This is a genomic window from Azospira inquinata, assembly GCF_018905915.1.
Lineage (GTDB): Bacteria > Pseudomonadota > Gammaproteobacteria > Burkholderiales > Rhodocyclaceae > Azospira > Azospira inquinata.
Map to the genome: position 1 here is coordinate 3,004,179 of NZ_CP064782.1, position 17,410 is coordinate 3,021,588.

Below are 17,410 nucleotides of genomic sequence, written 5' to 3' on the forward strand. Positions count from 1 at the left end.
CGCTTTCTTGGCGTTATGAAGGGCCACCCCGGTCTTGAGGGAAATCGGGGAGGGAGAAGCATGTGGGACCAAATACTAGCACTAAAAAAGACGTTTTCTAGAACGTTTGGGTATAAAGCAAGGTACTCCTGGTTCTTTAGGCCGGTCACTGGGCGCAGGTGACTTTTTTTTTAGGTTTTATTTGAAAAAAAATGATATAAAATGATAAAAATTGAATTTCAAGGAAGGCTCCTGCCCTGACCGGGCATCGGTCTTCTGAACCGAAGTTTTTCCTCCCTCCCCCTCCTTTCTATCTGATGGGATTGCGGGGGGCGACCTGGGGGCTTTCGCACTTCTTTCCCCCTTTTTCCCTAATCCCCCTTTCCAGGAGGCCGCATGACTAAAACTTGGCTGATCTCCGCCGTTCTGACGGGGGGCGTGGGGCTGGTAGGGGGCGCCCTGGTCTGGGACAGCCTGGGCCAGGGGGGGCTGGGAGCGGTTCTGCTGGCCTGGTTCGGCATGGGGCTGGCAGCCTTTGGGGCCACTTTGTGGTGGCGCCGTCATCTGCCCGGGCGTCAGGCCTGGGCAGGCTTGGCCTTAAGCCTGGACGGCGAAGGCCGGATCAAGGCCGTGTCTCCCTTGCTGGCGACCCGTCTGGGGGAAAAAAGCGCCTATTTCCCGGGGCTGGACGCCCAGATCGTGGGGCAGCGTTTCCCCTGGCTGGGACGCCTGCTGGTGGCGGCTTCCTCGGCGGATGGGGTGGTGTTGGTTGAGGGTCGGGACGAGGAGGGGCGGGCCCTGGCCCTGGAAGCCTGGCCCGTGGCCCGGGAAACGGACGGGGGCGTCACCCTGCTGTTGCGGGATGTGAGTGGCCGGGAGGCGGCCCATCGGGCTCTGGTAGAACGGGAACGGCGCTACGGCCAGGCGGTAGAGCAATCCCCCCTGGGGATCGCCCTGCTCACGCCCCAGGGCGTGATTCTGGAAGCCAATCCGGCCCTGGGGCGGCTTTCCGGCTACCCGGCGGGCGCCCTGGTGGGGAAAACCGTGGCCAGCCTGACCCATCCGGAGGACTGGGCGGCCCAGCAGCCCCTGCTGGAACAGTTGCTGTCCGGTTCCCAGGACAGTTACCGCCTGGAAAAGCGCTACCTGCGTCCCGATGGCAAGGTGCTCTGGGCCCAGGTCCGGGCGGCGGCGGTGCGGGATGGCCAGGGTCGGGTGGAATTTCTCCTGGCCCAGGTGGAAGACATTACGGAACGCCATCATCAGGAAACCGCCCTGGGGGAAAGCGAACGGCGCCGCCAGCTGGCGGTGGCGGCCAGCGGCATTGGGATTTGGGACTGGGATCAGGCCACCGGCCTGCTGTTCTGGGATGAGCGCCAACACGCCATTTACGGCCAGCCCCCCAGTGTCGCCCCCACCACCCTGGAAACCTGGTCCACCCAGGTCCATCCGGAGGACCGGGAGGCCCTGCTGACTCGCTGGGAAGGCCTGCTGGCTTCCCAGGAGCGGGATTTCTCCGGGGAATTCCGGATTTTCCGGGGGGACGGGGCCCTGCGTTATATCCGCTTTGCCGCTCGCATTGAGCGGGACGGGACGGGGCGGCCCCTGCGGGTTCAGGGGGCGGATCTGGATATTTCCGACATCCGGGAAGCCCTCCAGGCCTCGGAGCAGGCCAAGCATCTGGCCGATACCTATCTGGACATCGTGGATGTGGTCATCACCATCCTGGACCGGGAGGGCCGCATTCTTCGCCTCAACCGCAAAGGCCTGGAACTGCTGGGCGGGGAAGAGGAACAGGCCCGCCACCAGATCTGGTCTTCCTACTTCTTTCAGCACGGGGAAGATCAGGAAGCGGCGGCGGAACGAATCCGGCGCCTCCTTTCCGGGGAGGTGCGGGAGCTGTCCGGCGCCCTCTCCCGCCTGGAAGACCGGAATGGGGAAGTCCATTGGCTGGAGTGGCGTTGCCGCCGTCTGACGGACAGCCAGGGCCAGGCCCAGGGGGTGGTGGTGGCGGGGACGGACGTGACCAGCCTGATCCTGACCCTGAAAGACCTCCAACTTACCCGCTATTCCATCGATCACGCCCGGGAACTCATGTACTGGGTGGAGCGCTCCGGCCGCATCGTCTACTACAACCAGGCGGCCCGGGAACTGGTGGAGCGGGAAGGCCAGAACCGCCGGGAATACGCCTGGGAGGTGGATGGGGAACTGACGGCGGAAAGCTGGGAAGATTTCTGGCGCCAGGCGGGCAAGGGCGGCGGCATGACCCGGGAAACCCGGCTGTGGCGGCCCGACGGCCAGGCCCTGGCGGTGGAAATGACCGTGGATTATCTGGAATTCGACGAGCGGGCCCTGCTCTTCGTCTATGCCCGGGACATCGGCGAGCGCAAGGCGGCGGAAGGGGCCCTGGCCCGGCATCGGGAGATGCTGGAAGCTACCGTGCGTTCCCGCACCGAGGAACTGGAAGGCAAGAATCAGCTGCTCCAGGCCCAGATCGCCGAACGCCGCCTCATGGAAGAAAGCCTGCGGGAAAACGGCATTTATGTGCGGGCCCTGTTTGACGGGGTCCAGGACGGGGTGATGGTGGTGGACCCGGATTCCCTGGCCATCGGCGAGGCCAATGCGGCCTGCATCGCCCTCCTGGGGTTGGAGCGGGATGCCCTGCCGGAGGCCGATCTGGGCCGGGCCTGGCGCCTGGAGCCGGACAGCCGGGAAAGAATCCCGGCGGCCGACTGGCAGGAATTGTTGCAGCGGGCCCTGGCACCGGAGGCCGGGAAAATCCCCCTGGCGGTGCGGCGCCAGGGGGATGCCCAGCTGCTGCGCCTGGAACTCCGGGCCCGGCGGGTCACCATCCATGGCCGGGAGCGGTGCCTGGTGCTGGTCCAGGACGTGAGCGAAGTCTTCGCCAAGGAAGAGGAGCGGCGCCGTCTGGCCCTGGTGGCCGGCTCCACCCACAACACCCTGATGATCCTCAACCGGGAAGGGGTAATCGAGTGGATCAACCAGGGCTTTACCGCCCTGAGCGGCTATACCCTGGAAGATGTCCAAGGCCGGGAACCGGCCCAGCTCCTGAGCGGGCCGGAAACGGACCGGGCCGCCCAGTCCCGCTTCCACCAATGCCTGGCCGAGGGGCGCCGGACCCGGGAGGAACTGGCGGTGTATTGCAAGAGCGGCCGCCCCGCCTGGCTGGATCTGGAAGTCCAGCCCATCCTGGGGGAAGGGGACCGGGTAGTCCAGTTTGCCGTGCTGGGCACGGATGTGACGGAGCGACGCCTGGCCCAGCAGGCCATGGAAGAGGCCGCCGCCCGCTCCCTGGAACTGGCCCAGGCTAAATCCAATTTCCTGGCCAATATGAGCCATGAAATCCGCACCCCCCTGAATGCCATCCTGGGTCTTTCCCATTTGGCCCTGGGCACCCCCCTCACCCCCAAGCAGCAGGACTATCTGCAAAAGGTCCACGGCGCGGCCAACAATCTCCTGGGCATCGTGAACGATGTGCTGGATTTCTCCAAAATTGAGGCTGGAAAAATGGGCCTGGAACACGGGGAATTTTCCCTTTGGGAATCCCTGGAACGGGTGCTGGGCCTATTCAGTGAAAAAGCCCTGGAAAAGGGCCTGGAACTGGTCTGCAATCTGGCGCCGGAAGTGCCGGAGCGCATGGTGGGGGATGCCCTACGCCTGGAACAGGTCCTTACCAATCTGTTGGGCAACGCCCTGAAATTCACTGCCACGGGCACCGTGGGTCTTACCGTGACGGCGGTACCGGAAGAGGACGGGGAAGACAGCCTGGGGGTGACCCTGGATTTCGCCGTGACGGACACGGGCATCGGCATCGGGGAAGACAAGCTGGCCCGCCTGTTCGAGCCCTTTGAGCAGGCGGATGCCTCCACCACCCGGCGCTTTGGCGGTACGGGCCTGGGCCTGGCCATCTGCCGCCAGCTGGCCCAGCTCATGGGAGGCGGCATTCGGGTCAGCAGCCGGGTAGGGGAGGGTAGCGAGTTCACCTTCCGGGCCCGCTTCGCCTTTCCCGAAGCCCACGTTAAGGCGCCGGAATTGCAGGGCTTGGCGGAATCCACGGCCCTGCTGGTGGAGCCCCTGGCTGCCAGCCGCCACAGTATTGCCCGCCAATTGGGCCAATGGGGCTTGCGGGTGGAAGTGGAAAACACCGGCTTCGCGCTCCTGGCCCGCCTGCGCAGCGGCGCTCGCCAGCCTTTCTGTCTGGTGCTGGACAGCCGTCTGCCCGATCTGGGGGACGGGGCGCTGTTGGCGGCCCTGGGGGCCCTGCCTCCTGGGCGTTGCCCCCCGGTGCTGCTCCTGGGGGGCGGAGCGGATTGTCCCGAAGGCCTGGAAAACATGCCCGCCCACTGGGCCATTCTGAGCCGCCCTGTTACCCCCCTGGGGCTGGAAAAAGCCCTGCTGGCCCTGGTTCAGCGCCGGGACGGGGGCTGGTCCCCCCTGCCGCTCCGGGATCGGCCCCTGCTGGGGGTGAGCCTGCTGGTGGCGGAAGACAATCCGGTGAATCAGATGGTGATCCGGGATTTGCTCCAGGAAGCCGGCGCCCGGGTGGAAGTGGTGGGGGATGGGGAACAGGCCCTGCAACGCCTGGAACAGATGCCGCCGCCCTTTGATGGGGTGCTGATGGACGTGCAGATGCCGGTCATGGACGGCCTGGCTGCCACCCGGGCTATCCGTAGCCGCCCGGCCCTGGCCGGACTGCCCGTGATAGCCCTGACCGCCCACGCCCAGCCGGAGGAAATGGCCCAGTGTCTGGCGGCGGGCATGAATGACCATCTGGCCAAGCCGGTGGACCCGGAACGGCTGTTCGCCTGCCTGGGCCATTGGCTTACCCCGGCTCAGGCCCAGGTACGGGCGCCGGCGCCCCCGGTGGAGCGGCGCCCGGCCCTGGTGCTGGCCACGGTGGATGGGACGGCGGTGACGGGGCCGGAAACCTCCCCCCTGTCCCTGGTGCCGGAGGGGGCCGAGCCGGATTGGTCCGCCTGCCTGCCCGGTCTGGACGGGGCGGAAGCCTGGCGGCGCATGGGCGGCAAAGCCAAGCTTTTCCGCCGGGTGCTGGAGGAAACCCTGAAATGGCGGGACGGCGGCCAGCGCATTGGCGCCGCCCTGGCCCGGGGGGATAGGCAGCAGGCCGGTTTCCTGGCCCATTCCCTGAAGGGTATGGCGGGTACCCTGTCGGCCCGGCCCATCCAATCCCTGGCCCAGACCCTGGAGCGCGCCCTGCGCCAGGAAGGGGAGAGCCCCGCTACCTGGGAAGCCTTGGCCGGGCAATTGGACCTGGCCTTGCAGGGGCTTTGCGACGGCATCCAGGCTTTTCTGACGGCGCCGGAGGCGGTGCAGCCCGGGCCCTCTGGCATCCCGGGAGCCGCCATTGCCGGCTTGCCCCTGTCTGGGGATCTGGTGGCTCGGCTGGAAGCCTTGCTGGAACTCTGTCGGGACAGCCGGGGGGAAGCCCTGGAGTGGGCCGAGGCCTTGGCGCCGGCTTTGCTGGAAGCGGGGCGGGGCGGGGCTTTCCAGCCCATCCTGCGGGAACTGCGGGATTTTGATTTCGAAGCCGTGGTCCCCCTGCTGGAAGCCTTGGTGACCCTGGCCCGGGGGGCGGCCAGCCGGGCCTCCTGAGCCGGGAAAGGGGCGTCTTTGGTGGATTGACAATGTCCTAGCGGGTTCCCCGGGTGTCCTTGAGCGTGGTCAGGAAGGCGGAGAGGCTTTAAAATGGAAAAAATTGATAAAAAACTGACTTTTTCCGGAGACGGAAAAGGCGGGAGGAGCAGGGGGGCATTTCTCCGGAGCGGCGGCCATCCAGGCCGGACTCCGGGGCGGGGCCCGCTTTTCCTCGTGCCGCCCCCCGCTCCCCTTTTTATCCCGACCAGGATTTCTCCATGCCAGCCCATCCCCGCCTCGCCTACCTGACTACCCGGGAGGCGGCCAACCGTCTGGGCGTATCCGTCCGCACCGTTCAGCTCTGGGTGGAAGAAGGCATTCTCCAGGCCTGGAAGACCAGCGGCGGGCATCGGCGCATCGATATGGATTCGGTGGCCAGTCTGATGCGCCAGCGGGCCCAGGAGGGGGCGGGCAGCGCTCCCCGGAAAGGCCAGGGGGCCCAGGCCGCCACCGCCGAAGGCGTGGCAACCCCGTCTCCCGTGCCTCTGCGCCTGGTGGTGGTGGAAGATGACCCTATCTACCTGAAGCTTTACGAGGCCAAATTTGGTCGCTGGCCCTTTCCCGTGGAATTGCATCTGGCGGAAGACGGGTACCAGGGCCTGCTGCTCATTGGCCAGCTGCGGCCCGATCTGGTGGTAACCGATCTGCGCATGCCGGGCATGGACGGTTTTCGCCTGCTCCGGGCCATCAAGGGGGACCCCCTGCTGGCGGATACCCGGGTGGTGGCCATTACGTCCCTGGAGCCGGAGACCTGGGATAGCTACGGGGGCATGCCCCCTGGGGTGGCCGTGTTTAACAAACCGCCCCCCTTCGACCGGCTCCAGGCCATCGGCCTGGAAACCTGGCAGGCCCGGGGGCGGGCACCGGAGGCGGCCGCCGTTCCCGGAGTACCCGTGGGCGCCCTGTAAGGAGCCTCAGCCATGCTTGGGCTGGAAGGGCTGGGGGTTACCTGGGACAGGGCGGGCGCCCTGAACGGACTGGGGGTGGCCGCCTGGTATGGGATGTGGAGTCTGGTGGCCCTGGGGGCCTATGGTGGGGACAAGGGGGCGGCCCGCCGGGGGGACCGGCGTACGGCGGAAACCCGGCTCATTCTTCTGGGCTGGCTGGGGGGATGGCCCGGGGCCTGGCTGGCCCAGCGTTATTTCCATCACAAAACCCGCAAACCGGGCTTTCAGGCCCGTTTCTGGCTGTCCGTGGCGGGCCATGGCCTGGGCTGGGCCGCCTGGTTTCTGTGGCGTCGTTGAGGCCGGGGTTTCCGGCCTACTGTCTTCTGCCCCGCCGAAGTCTTATGAAGTCTTACCGCGCCCTTGGCCTACCTTGGGCCTTATTCCTTATCCACGTCTTCGGGCATGGGGTGGCGCTGCTGGTGGAGCTGAAAGCGGCCCGGGTCCAGGGCTTCCCCCAGTTCCCGTTCAAGGGGCCAGGGGTCCCCGGCCAAGCGGCTGGCGAGAAATTCCCCGGCTAAGGCGGAGAGGACGAAGCCCCGGGCGCCGAAGCCGCTGGCCAGCCACAGGCCGGGGCGGCGGGGCAGGGTCACCAGGCGGGCGTTGGCCGGGGGCGGTCCGTTTTCCGGCAGGGGCCCGAGCATGGGCATACGGTCCAGGGAAATGGGGCGGAAGCCCACCCGGCCCGCCAGCTGGGCGGGGGTCAGGTGGGGGGCGAAGCCGGGCAGAATGGTCTGGAGCTTGTCCAGATTGTCCCGCTGCTCCGTGAGCCGCAGGGCTTCGTCTTCGTCCCCGGCCAGGAAGGAAGCGCCGCAGACCCGCAGGCCTTCGTAGGCCGGAGTGATGTAGCCCTGGCCGCAGACCACCATGTCCAGGGGCGGGGTCTGACCCTCGGGAATCAGGGTGGCCTGGCCCCGGGCTGGGGAAAGGGGTAGCCAGCCATGGGCGCCAGCCAGCCGCTTGGCGTCCGCCGCATTGGCCAGCACCACGGTTTCGCATTCGGCGATGGTCCGCCCGTCCGGGTCCAGGGCCCGCCAGGCGCCGGCGGCGTATTCCAGCCGTTCCACCCGTTGTCCATAGCGGGGGGTGATGGCGCCCTCCCAGCGGGCCAGATTGGCGGCGCACAAGGAGGGGGGGACGCCCCAGCCCCCCAGGGGGAAATACCAGCCCCCGTGGTCCACGGGCCAGCCGATACGGGCACTGGCTGCTTCCCGGTCCAGGTATTGGAGATATTCCTCAGGCGGCTGCTGGTGGGCCACGGTGCGAGCCTGGAGGGCCTCATGGGCCCCATCCCGGGCCAGATGGATGACCCCCGAGGCGCCCCAATGGACCGGCAGGCCTTCCCGGGACAGTTGCTGCAAATGACTACGGGTGTAGAGGAAAGCGGCCCGGGTGAGGCGGCTTAAGCGGTTGTCGTCCAGGCTGGGCTGGTGGCGCAGCACTCCCACCCGGTTGCCCGATGCCCCCTGACCCGGCCCGTCAGCCTGATCCACCAGGGTCACGGCAAAGTTCCGGGCGGCTAGACGTTCCGCCACGGAAGTGCCCGCAAATCCGGCGCCGATGACCAGCACCCGCCGTCCGCTAACGCCCGGGTCCCCCAGGCTGGGGCCCCGGTAGCGGCCCCGGAGCATCTGCCGCTTGGTGCCAAAGCCCGGCACCTTTTCGCTGACAAAGCCCACGGCCTTGAGCCCGTCCCGTACCCCGCCCGCCACGGACCAGGTGGCCAGGGTGGCGTCCTTGGCGGCCAGGCGGGAGAGGGCCCGGAAGAGATAGTCGGACCACAGTTCCGGATTCTTGGCCGGGGAAAAACCGTCCAGGTAAAAGGCGTTGGCCCCCACCCGGAGCTGGGGCAAGAAACTTAAGGCATCCCCCAGATAGAGGGTGAGGGTGACCCGTCCCCCCTCAAAATGCAGGCGCTGGGGGCCGGGCACCAGGAGGGGCCAGGCCCCCTGCAATTGGGCCGCCAGGGGAGCGAATTCGGGAAAGGTCCGGTGCAGTTCGGCCAAATCTTCCCGGCGGAAGGGATGTTTTTCCACGGAAACGAAATGGAGGCGCTGGCAGCGCCGGGGATCGTCCTTCCAGGCGGCCCAGGTGGCGAGGAAATTGAGACCCAGGCCGAATCCGGTTTCCAGGATGACAAAGCGCTCTTCCCCCTGCCACCGCTCCGGTAGGCCATTGCCGTGAAGGAAGACATGCTGGGCCTGACCCACGGCGCCGGAGGCAGAGTGATAAACGTCCCCGTAGGCGGTGGAATAGGGCACCCCCGTATCGGTGCGTTCCAGGCGGGCAGGTTGGAGGGGCGGGAAAGGCAGGGGGGGCAAGTCGCTCATGGGGCTGAATTGTCGCACAACCCGACAGGCCGGGCTCCGGCCCCCCGGGGTAGAGGGGGCATCCCCTATGTCTCCAGGCTTAAACCCTGGTGTTACGCGCTGGGCCTCCCTGCCGCGGGGGCGGTTGCCCGGAGGTCCCCGGGTTTTCCCCTTGTCCTCGCTCCGCCTGCTTTCTAGCCGGGGGAAATGCCCCTGTCTCGCTGATTTTTAGGAAGGCCCCTTTGGGGGACCGAATAGCGCCACCTGCCTAGGGCTTCCCTTGAAAAAAGGCGGGGCGCCGTTGCCGGGCCCCGCCAATACCCCTGGTGCTTTTCTGCCTGCCTGAACCAGTGGGGAGGGGCCGCTGTACCGGCCCTCCACCGTTTCCCCCACCGGTCTATCACCGGCCCACCACCGATCTCCTAATAGGGCTGCAAGCTTCCGTCCACCACCTTGACCCGGTCGCCGATGCGCCAGCCCGGCTGGCTGCTTTGGCTGAAGCTGCGGCTGGAACCGTCCTGGAAGCGGACCGTGATCCGGTATTCCTGGGTGCTGCGGTGGTTGCGCTCCACCTGGTTACCAGCGAAGGCGCCGCCCACGGCTCCCGCCAGGGTGGCCAGATCCCGGCCCGAGCCGTTGCCCACCTGATGGCCCAGAATGCCGCCCAGCACACCGCCGGCCACGGCTCCCAAACCGCTGCCCTGGCCGGGCTTGGTTACCGCTTCAATGTTATCCACCACCCCACATTCGTTGCAGGGAGCGGGCTTGGCCGCCGTAGCGCTGTCCGGAATTTGGGCGATCCGGCCCGGTTCCGTGGCGGGCGGCGGGGTGTTGGCATCCCTGCGATTGCTATGGCTGGACTTGGCAGTCTCCTGGGTGTGGGGTTTGTGCGCCGCCGTTTCCCGATGGACGGGGGCCTGGGCCACGGGCCGGGGAGTGGGGGCGGCGGAAGCAGCGGCCGCTGCCGGAGTGGCCGCACTGGGTAAAGGGGGAAGGGGGGGCTGGGGCGCCGTTTGGGTGGCGGCCTGGGGCGAGGTGCTGGCTGCGGTGCTGGCCGCCGGGGCTGCCACCGGGACCGGGGTACTGACTGCCGGGGCCTGGCCTCCCGGGGTGGGCAGAACGCCGGTGAGTACCCCCACCCCCGCCAGACTGACGGCGGTGACGGAAACGGCGGCGATTTTTACCAACAGGCTGGTGGTGGCACTGCTATCCATGAGCTGTTCTCCAAGGGAAGTCCGTAATCATTGTCTCCCTAACGCTGGGAAGGGGGGCGGGGCGGACGGGGGAAACAAATCCTTACACCTGTATCCCGGCGGGAAGAAAAGGGGCGGCCAGAGGGTAAGGGCGGATTTTTTGCTTAAGCCTATGAAGAATAAGGAAAAGAGTGGGGTAGGGAAATGTAACAGGGAAAAAAATTGGGCCGGACTTCTTTTTGTCATAGCCCGGGGCCGTTACAATCCCTTCCCCATATGAGTCCGGCATTGGGGGCCGGACCGCAATACCAATATTTCAGGGAACGGTTATGACCTTGCGGGGGTACTTGGTCTGGTGCGGGATCTGTCTGCCCATTTTGGCCTGGGGCCAGGAGGGGGGCGGGCTGGAGCAGGATCTGGTGTCCCTGCCCATCGAGCAGTTGCTCACCACGGAAGTCAGTTCCGTACTCAAGCATCCCTCCGAGCTGGCCGATGCGCCGGCGGCCACCACCGTGCTGCGCCGGGAAGACATTGAGCGCATGGCCGCCACTTCCCTGCCGGATCTACTGCGGCTGGTGCCCGGTCTCCATGTGGCCCAGCTGGATGGCAATCGCTGGGCCGTTTCCTCCCGGGGCATGAACGGCTTTTTCGGTAGCAAGCTCCTGGTCATGGTGGATGGGCGCAGCATCTACAACTCGGTCTATTCCGGGGTGTTCTGGGACGCCAATGACATTCCCCTGGACAACATCGCCCGCATCGAAATTATCCGGGGGCCGGGAGCGGCCCTGTGGGGGGTGAATGCGGTGAATGGGGTGATCAATATCGTCACCCGCACCGCCCAGGAAACCACTGGGGGCCTGGCCAGCGTCAGTCTGGGCAATGTGGAACGGGGCAAGCTGGGGCTGCGTTGGGGCCAGACCAATGAGGATGGCAGCGCCTGGCGGGTCTATAGCCAGAGCCACCATCGGGATCAGACTCGTTATCTGACCGGTTCCCTGAACGGCAGTAATCGCCCCGGGGATGAATCCCGTTCCGACCGGGTCGGCTTCCGGGCCGACAGTGCCCCGGGCAGCACCACCTGGATGGTGACGGGGGAGGGCTACAGTGGTTATAGCGGGGGCGCCCCCATGCCCCTGGCCACTTCCGACGATATTCGGGGCCACCATCTCCAGGGCCGGGTGACCCGCCTGCTGGAGGATGGCTCCCTGGTTCAGATGCAGGGCTATCTGGCCTATTCCTGGCGCCAGGAGGCGGCCATTGGCAGCGTTCTGGAAGAAAACGTGGCGGACTTCGATCTGCAACGGAGCCAGGAATTGAACCCGTTCCATCGCCTCACCTGGGGCGGCGGGGTGCGCCAGTATCACTTTGATTCCATCGGTTCCAGCAAGCTGGCCTTCGATCCGGACAGCTCCACCGCCAATGTGATCAATCTATTCCTCCAGGACGAATGGCAGTTCCGCCCCAGTCTGCGGCTCATTGCCGGGGCCAAGGTGGAACATGTGCCCCAGTCCGGCACCCAGTTCCAGCCTAATCTGCGCTTGGTGTGGACCCCGGCCGCCGGGCACACCCTGTGGGCCGGTACGGCCCGGGCGGTGCGGGCCGGCAACCAGGTGGACCGGAATATCCGCTACGGCGGCCAGGGCATCAGCGCCGTGCCGGTCCAGGGCAATCCGGATTTTGGCTCGGAAACCCTGATCAGCCAGGAAGGGGGCTGGCGAGCCCAGTTGTCCCCCACCCTGGCTTCCGACCTGTCCCTTTACCGCAACCGTTATGCGGACCTGGAAACCATCGATTACAACCCGTCCCAGCTCAGCATGTCCTATTACAACCATGCCCGGGGCACTACCCACGGCTTGGAATGGGCCCTGGACTGGCAGGCGGCGGACAACTGGCAGCTGCGCAGCGGTCTGACCCTCTACCATGAAAGCCTGGAATACAGCCAGACGCCCCAGCAGCCTTCCCTGATTTCCTTTAAGGGGGGCTTCCCCACCCGCCAGGCTTTTGTCCGTTCCCTTTGGGATATATCTGCCCGCCAGCGTTTCGATCTGACCTGGCGGGGTGCCGGGCCCATGCCCGCCCGGGGGGTGCCCGGCTATGGCACCTTCGACTTCCGCTGGAGTTATCGGATGGACCGGCGCACCGAAGTGGCCCTGACCGGTCGTAACCTGACCGGGCCGGAACATGAGGAATTTGCCCGTCAGCCCTTCTTCCAGCAGACTGCCATGCGCCGGGAGCTGATGGTTTCCCTGAGCCGGGAATTCTGAACCATGGCCTTTATTCTTCGCGCCCTGGTGCTCTTCGCCTGTTCCATTGCCACCGCCCACGCCTGGAGCGCGCCCTCCGAGGCGGTGGTGAAAGCGGCCCTGGTGGCCAATCTGGCCAATTATGCCCAATGGCAGGACCATAACTGGCCCGCCAACCGCACCCTGATCTGCGTTGCTGGCCGGGGGCCGGTGGCGGATGCCCTCCAGGCCCTGGACGGCCAGGTGCTCTATGGCCGTACCGTGAGCGTCAGCCTGCGGCTCCGTCCCGCCGACGCTCGGGACTGCCAGGTCCTCTATCTGGGGGACGGGGTGGCCCGGAGCAGTGCCGAATGGTTGATGGAACTGGCCGGTTCCTCCGTGCTGACCGTAGGTGACGGAGAAGATTTTCCCCTCAACGGCGGGGTGGTGGGCCTGATCCGGGACGGTAACCGGGTCGGTTTCGACATTAGCCTGAGTGCCTCCCGGCGCGCCAATATCCGCTTTAGCGCCCATTTGCTGCGCCTGGCGCGCAACGTTCTGGGGCCCCGTTAATCATGGCCAATCCTTCCCGCTTCCAACCCCTGGGGCAACGGCTCCAGGCCATGTTGATGGTGGTGGCCCTGGCCGCCTTAAGTATTTACGCTTCCCTGACCCTGATCCACGGGGTTCATGAGGTGGAGACCCTGAATCGGGAAAATCTCTCCGCCCTCATGGACGTGACCGCCCGCAACCTGGAAGCCTCCCTGGTGTTCAACGACGCCCGGGCGGCGGTGGATACCCTGCGGGCCCTGTCCTTCGACCCCGGAGTGCTGGCGGTCAAGGTTACCGATGCGGCGGGTCACCCTTTCGCCAGTTACGACCGTAACGGGGACCAGGGCCGGGGAGGCTGGGAACTGCTGCCTGAATCCTGGAACCGGATTACCCTGCACCAGGAAATCCGCTTCAAAAACCAGGTGGTGGGCCAGGTGGAGCTGCTGGCCAGTCGGGACCGGTACTGGTCCTCCGTGGCCCGGGGCGGAGTGATCTGGGCCCTGGTGACGGCCCTGGCCCTGTTTGCCGCCTCCCTGCTAGGGCGTCGCCTGCAACAGGGCATTACGGGCCCCATCCAGCGCCTGGAGCGGGCCGCCCGGGACATTGCCCGGAGCAAGCGCTTTTCCCTGCGGGTGGAGCCGGAGGCCCGGGAGCGCCACGATGAAATCTCCAACCTGATCGACAGCTTCAACGCCATGCTCTCGGAAATCGAGAACCGGGACCGGACCCTGTCCCGCTACCAGCAGGTGCTGGAGGCGGAAGTGGCGAGCCGGACCGCCGAACTGGTGGCGTCCCGGGACGCGGCCCACGAGGCGAGCCGTATCAAGAGCCGTTTCCTGGCTAACATGAGCCACGAGATCCGCACCCCCCTGAACGGCATGCTGGGCATGCTGCGCCTGCTGCAAACCCAGCCCTTGGGCAAGGAAGCCCAGCGCATGAGCGACATCGCCCTCCAATCGGGGCAAACCCTGCTCAATCTGCTTAACGACATTCTGGATTTGTCCAAGATCGAGGCGGGTAAGCTGGAAATGGAGCACACCCCCTTCGACCTGGGGGCCCTGGCCGACCGCAATCTTTTGACCCTAGTGGAAAACGCCCAGGCCAAGGGCCTGGACCTGACCGTGCGTCTGGGGGCGGAAGTGCCGGCCCTGGTTATGGGTGATCCCAACCGGCTGGGCCAGGTGCTCTGCAACCTACTGGGCAATGCGGTGAAATTCACGGAGCAGGGTTTTGTGGCCCTGGAGGTGGAACGCCGCCCCGGCGGGGAAGGGGGCAAGGCGGAAATTCGCTTCCTGGTGAAGGACAGCGGTATCGGCATTTCCCCGGCGGAGCAGCAGCGCCTGTTCCAGGCCTTTACCCAGGCGGATGCTTCCACTACCCGAAAATTCGGGGGCACGGGCCTGGGCCTGGCCATTTCCCGGGAACTGGTGCGCCTCATGGGGGGAGAACTGACCCTGGTGAGCGCCCCCGGAGAAGGCTCGGAATTCAGCTTCAGCCTTATTCTGCCGGTGGTGCAGGAAGCCTGTCGGCCCGGCCCCAGCGCCTATCGGCGCATGTTGCTGGTGGAACCCCGGGTAGGAACGGCGGAGGTGGTGGCGGAATACGGCGCCCTGGCTAAGGTGGGCTGCCTGCGAGTGGTGGATGGCAATATGGCCGCCGCCAGCCTGCTTCGGGACGAGGTGGATCTGGTGCTGGTGGATACCCAGGCCGAGCCGCCCAAAGGCCGGACCTGGGCCGAACTGGCGGCGGAAGCCGGCCAGGGCAAGGTTTGGGTGAGCCTGGGCCCCCTGGGGGACCGGGACATCCAGGCTCCCTTCCAGCGCCATCTGTCCCGTCCCGTTTCCCGCCAGGAACTTTTGGAACTGCTGGTGGCTTCCCGGGAGGAAGCTCCCACCCCCGTGGTCAGCCGGGAATCCCCGGTGCGGTACTCGGGCCGGGTGCTGCTGGTGGAAGACAATCCGGTGAACCAGGAGGTGACCCGGGGCTTGCTGGAATACTGCGGCTGCGCCGTGGTGGTGGTAGGCGATGGCCAGGAAGCCCTGGATACCTGGGAGCAGGGGGATTTCGACCTGATTCTCATGGATTGCCAGATGCCGGTCATGGACGGCTACACCGCTGCCCGTAGCCTGCGGGAGCGGGAGCGCCAATCCGGCCGGGCTCCCACGGCGGTGATTGCCCTCACCGCCAATTCCTATCCGGAGGATCGGCAGCGCTGCCTGGCGGCGGGCATGAACGGCTTTCTTTGCAAACCCTTTTCCGAGGAGCAGCTACGGGCCCTCTTGGACGGCTGGCTAGCCAGGGAGGAAGGGGGCGAGGGGGCCCCGGCTCCGGCGACCCTAGAAGGGGAGGGGCTGGGGGCCGGCAACGCCGCCACCCCCTACCTGGACAGCCAGGTCTTGCAGGCTATCGGTAGCCGGCAAAGCCGTCCCTGGCGGGATTTTCTCGAGGCCATGGTGCCCCTGTTCCTAGAGCAGGCCCATCGTCATGTGACAGATGTGGGGAGCGAGGAGAACGCCCGGATTGCCCTCCATACCTTGAAATCCGCCGCTGCCAGCGTGGGCGCCCAGCGGCTGGCGGAAGCGGCCCGGATTCTGGATGAACGCCTGAACCGGGAAGGAACCCTGGATTATCCGGAAGCGGCCCGACTCCTGGACGGCCTGCTGGAAGAAACGGAACACGCCATGGAAGGCCTGCTGGCGGCGGCTCGGGAAGCGGATCCCCGGCGTAGCGCCGATTCCTCCTTGGGCATGTGACAGGGCGGCCCCATGGGCGCGGTGGGGGCCGCTGCCCCGGCTTCATTCTTCCGGATGGGGCCGGGGGCGGGTAGTTTTCTTCCTGACCGTCGATTGGGGGTAAGGCCGTCCCACACTCCGTAGTCCTGGCGCCCCGTTCTTCGTGGAGAGAAGCCTCCCCGTTTTTGGGAAAGGGCGCTTGGGGCTGCCGGAGGGAACGGCCATAAAAAAAAACGGGAAGCCTAAGCTTCCCGTTTTGATTTTTCCTGCCCCAGCCTTTGTCCAGGGAGGTTTGCAGCAGCTCAGTCCCGGCGCATCTGGGGAAAGAGGATCACGTCCCGGATATTGGCGCTGTCCGTGAGCAGCATGACCAGCCGGTCGATGCCGATACCGCAGCCGCCCGTGGGGGGCAGACCGTATTCCAGGGCCTTGATGTAGTCCGCGTCGTAATACATGGCTTCTTCGTCCCCGGCGTCCTTGGCCTTGGCCTGGGCCAGGAAGCGGGCGGCCTGGTCTTCCGGATCGTTGAGCTCGGAGAAGCCGTTGGCGATTTCCCGACCGACGATAAAGAGTTCGAAGCGTTCCGTAATGGAGGGGTCCGCGTCGCTCTTGCGGGCCAGGGGAGACACTTCCACCGGGTAGTCGATGATGAAAGTGGGTTCCCACAGCTCGGCTTCCGCCGTTTCTTCAAACATGAGCATTTGCAGGGCACCCACCCCTTGGTCCGGGCGGGTTTCCACCTTCATTTCCGTCAGCTTCTGACGCAGCCAGGCCGGATCATTGAGCTGGGCCAGGGTGAAGCCGGGACGCTTCTGGTGAATGGCTTCCACCATGGTCATGCGGGCGAAGGGCTTGGACAGGTCCAGGGGCTTGCCTTGATATTCGAAGGTCTCCGTGCCCAGGGCTTCCCGGGCCGCATGGCGCAGCAGGCCTTCGGTGAAGTCCATAAGGATGCGGTAGTCCGCGTAGGCGGCGTAGAACTCCATCATGGTGAATTCCGGATTGTGCCGGGGGCTGATGCCCTCGTTACGGAAATTCCGGTTCACTTCAAAGACCCGTTCAAAGCCGCCCACCACCAGGCGCTTCAGATACAGTTCCGGCGCAATGCGCAGGTAGAGGTCCATATCCAGGGCGTTGTGGTGGGTGGTGAAGGGCTTGGCCGAGGCACCGCCGGGGATGGGGTGCATCATGGGCGTTTCCACTTCCAGGAAGTTGTGATCCACCATGTAGCGGCGGATGGACTGGATCATGCGGCTGCGGGCCACGAAGGTGAAGCGGGAGGCTTCATTCATGATCAGGTCCAGGTAGCGCTGGCGATAGCGCTGCTCCACGTCCGTGAGGCCCTTGAATTTTTCCGGCAGGGGCCGCAGGGACTTGGTGAGCAGGCGGATGCTGCTGGCTTGGACGGTCAGTTCCCCGGTCTTGGTCTTGAACAGGGTGCCCTGCACCCCGACGATGTCCCCCAAGTCCCAATGCTTGAAGTCCCCGTAGGTGTCTTCTCCCACCGCGTCCCGCTTGACGTAAATCTGGATGCGGCCGGAGAGATCCTGAATGGTGATGAAAGCCGCCTTGCCCATGATCCGGCGCAGCATCATGCGGCCCGCCACCTTCACTTCCACGGCTTCCGCTTCCAGGGCTTCCGGTTCTTTGCTGCCGTACAGTTCGTCCAGCTTGCCCGCCGTGTTTTCCCGGCGGAAATTGTTCGGGTAGGCTTGGCCGCTTTCCCGCCATTGGGCCAGCTTGGTGCGGCGTTCGGCGATGATGTGGTTTTCGTCCTGGGGATTTTCGATGGGTTCGGTCATG

9 protein-coding genes are annotated in these 17,410 nt (G+C 65.9%); 6 read left to right on the top strand and 3 right to left on the bottom strand.

Going from position 1 to position 17,410, the window contains the following annotated elements:
* Nucleotides 1–375: 375 nt before the first annotated feature.
* From Azoinq_RS15150 to Azoinq_RS13645, 3 genes are all read left to right on the top strand, one after another.
* Nucleotides 376–5,613, top strand: coding sequence for a PAS domain S-box protein (locus Azoinq_RS15150; RefSeq protein ID WP_216128357.1), 5,238 nt, complete (start codon nt 376–378; stop codon nt 5,611–5,613).
* A gap of 260 nt (nt 5,614–5,873) precedes the next feature.
* Nucleotides 5,874–6,563 carry a response regulator gene (locus Azoinq_RS13640; RefSeq protein ID WP_216128356.1) on the top strand — a complete coding sequence of 230 codons (690 nt, stop codon included), beginning with the start codon at nt 5,874–5,876 and terminating at the stop codon, nt 6,561–6,563.
* A gap of 12 nt (nt 6,564–6,575) precedes the next feature.
* Entirely contained in the window at nt 6,576–6,899 is a 324-nt protein-coding gene (locus Azoinq_RS13645; RefSeq protein WP_232368498.1) for a DUF1294 domain-containing protein, read from the top strand.
* Nucleotides 6,900–6,979: 80 nt separating this feature from the next.
* Here the strand turns inward: Azoinq_RS13645 and mnmC are convergent, their stop codons facing one another.
* Nucleotides 6,980–8,929: a bifunctional tRNA (5-methylaminomethyl-2-thiouridine)(34)-methyltransferase MnmD/FAD-dependent 5-carboxymethylaminomethyl-2-thiouridine(34) oxidoreductase MnmC gene (gene mnmC, locus Azoinq_RS13650; RefSeq protein WP_216128355.1), complete on the bottom strand. Its 1,950-nt coding sequence runs from the start codon at nt 8,927–8,929 to the stop codon at nt 6,980–6,982.
* Nucleotides 8,930–9,330: 401 nt separating this feature from the next.
* Entirely contained in the window at nt 9,331–10,122 is a 792-nt protein-coding gene (locus Azoinq_RS13655) for a glycine zipper 2TM domain-containing protein (RefSeq protein ID WP_216128354.1), read from the bottom strand.
* Nucleotides 10,123–10,430: 308 nt separating this feature from the next.
* Between Azoinq_RS13655 and Azoinq_RS13660 the strand changes: the two genes are divergently transcribed.
* Genes Azoinq_RS13660 through Azoinq_RS13670 form a run of 3 tightly spaced genes read left to right on the top strand, consistent with a single transcriptional unit; the run spans nt 10,431 to nt 15,628 of the window.
* A complete protein-coding gene (locus Azoinq_RS13660) occupies nt 10,431–12,365 on the top strand; it encodes a TonB-dependent receptor plug domain-containing protein (protein ID WP_216128353.1) in 1,935 nt (644 codons plus the stop codon).
* A gap of 3 nt (nt 12,366–12,368) precedes the next feature.
* On the top strand, nt 12,369–12,896 hold the full coding sequence (locus Azoinq_RS13665; protein ID WP_216128352.1) for a YfiR family protein: 528 nt from the start codon (nt 12,369–12,371) through the stop codon (nt 12,894–12,896).
* A 2-nt stretch (nt 12,897–12,898) separates the two neighbouring features.
* On the top strand, nt 12,899–15,628 hold the full coding sequence (locus tag Azoinq_RS13670; RefSeq protein WP_216128351.1) for a response regulator: 2,730 nt from the start codon (nt 12,899–12,901) through the stop codon (nt 15,626–15,628).
* A gap of 281 nt (nt 15,629–15,909) precedes the next feature.
* On the opposite strand, the gene lysS is transcribed toward Azoinq_RS13670, so the two are convergent.
* Nucleotides 15,910–17,409, bottom strand: a complete 1,500-nt coding sequence (gene lysS / locus Azoinq_RS13675) for a lysine--tRNA ligase (RefSeq protein ID WP_216128350.1) — start codon at nt 17,407–17,409, stop codon at nt 15,910–15,912.
* Nucleotide 17,410: the final 1 nt, after the last annotated feature.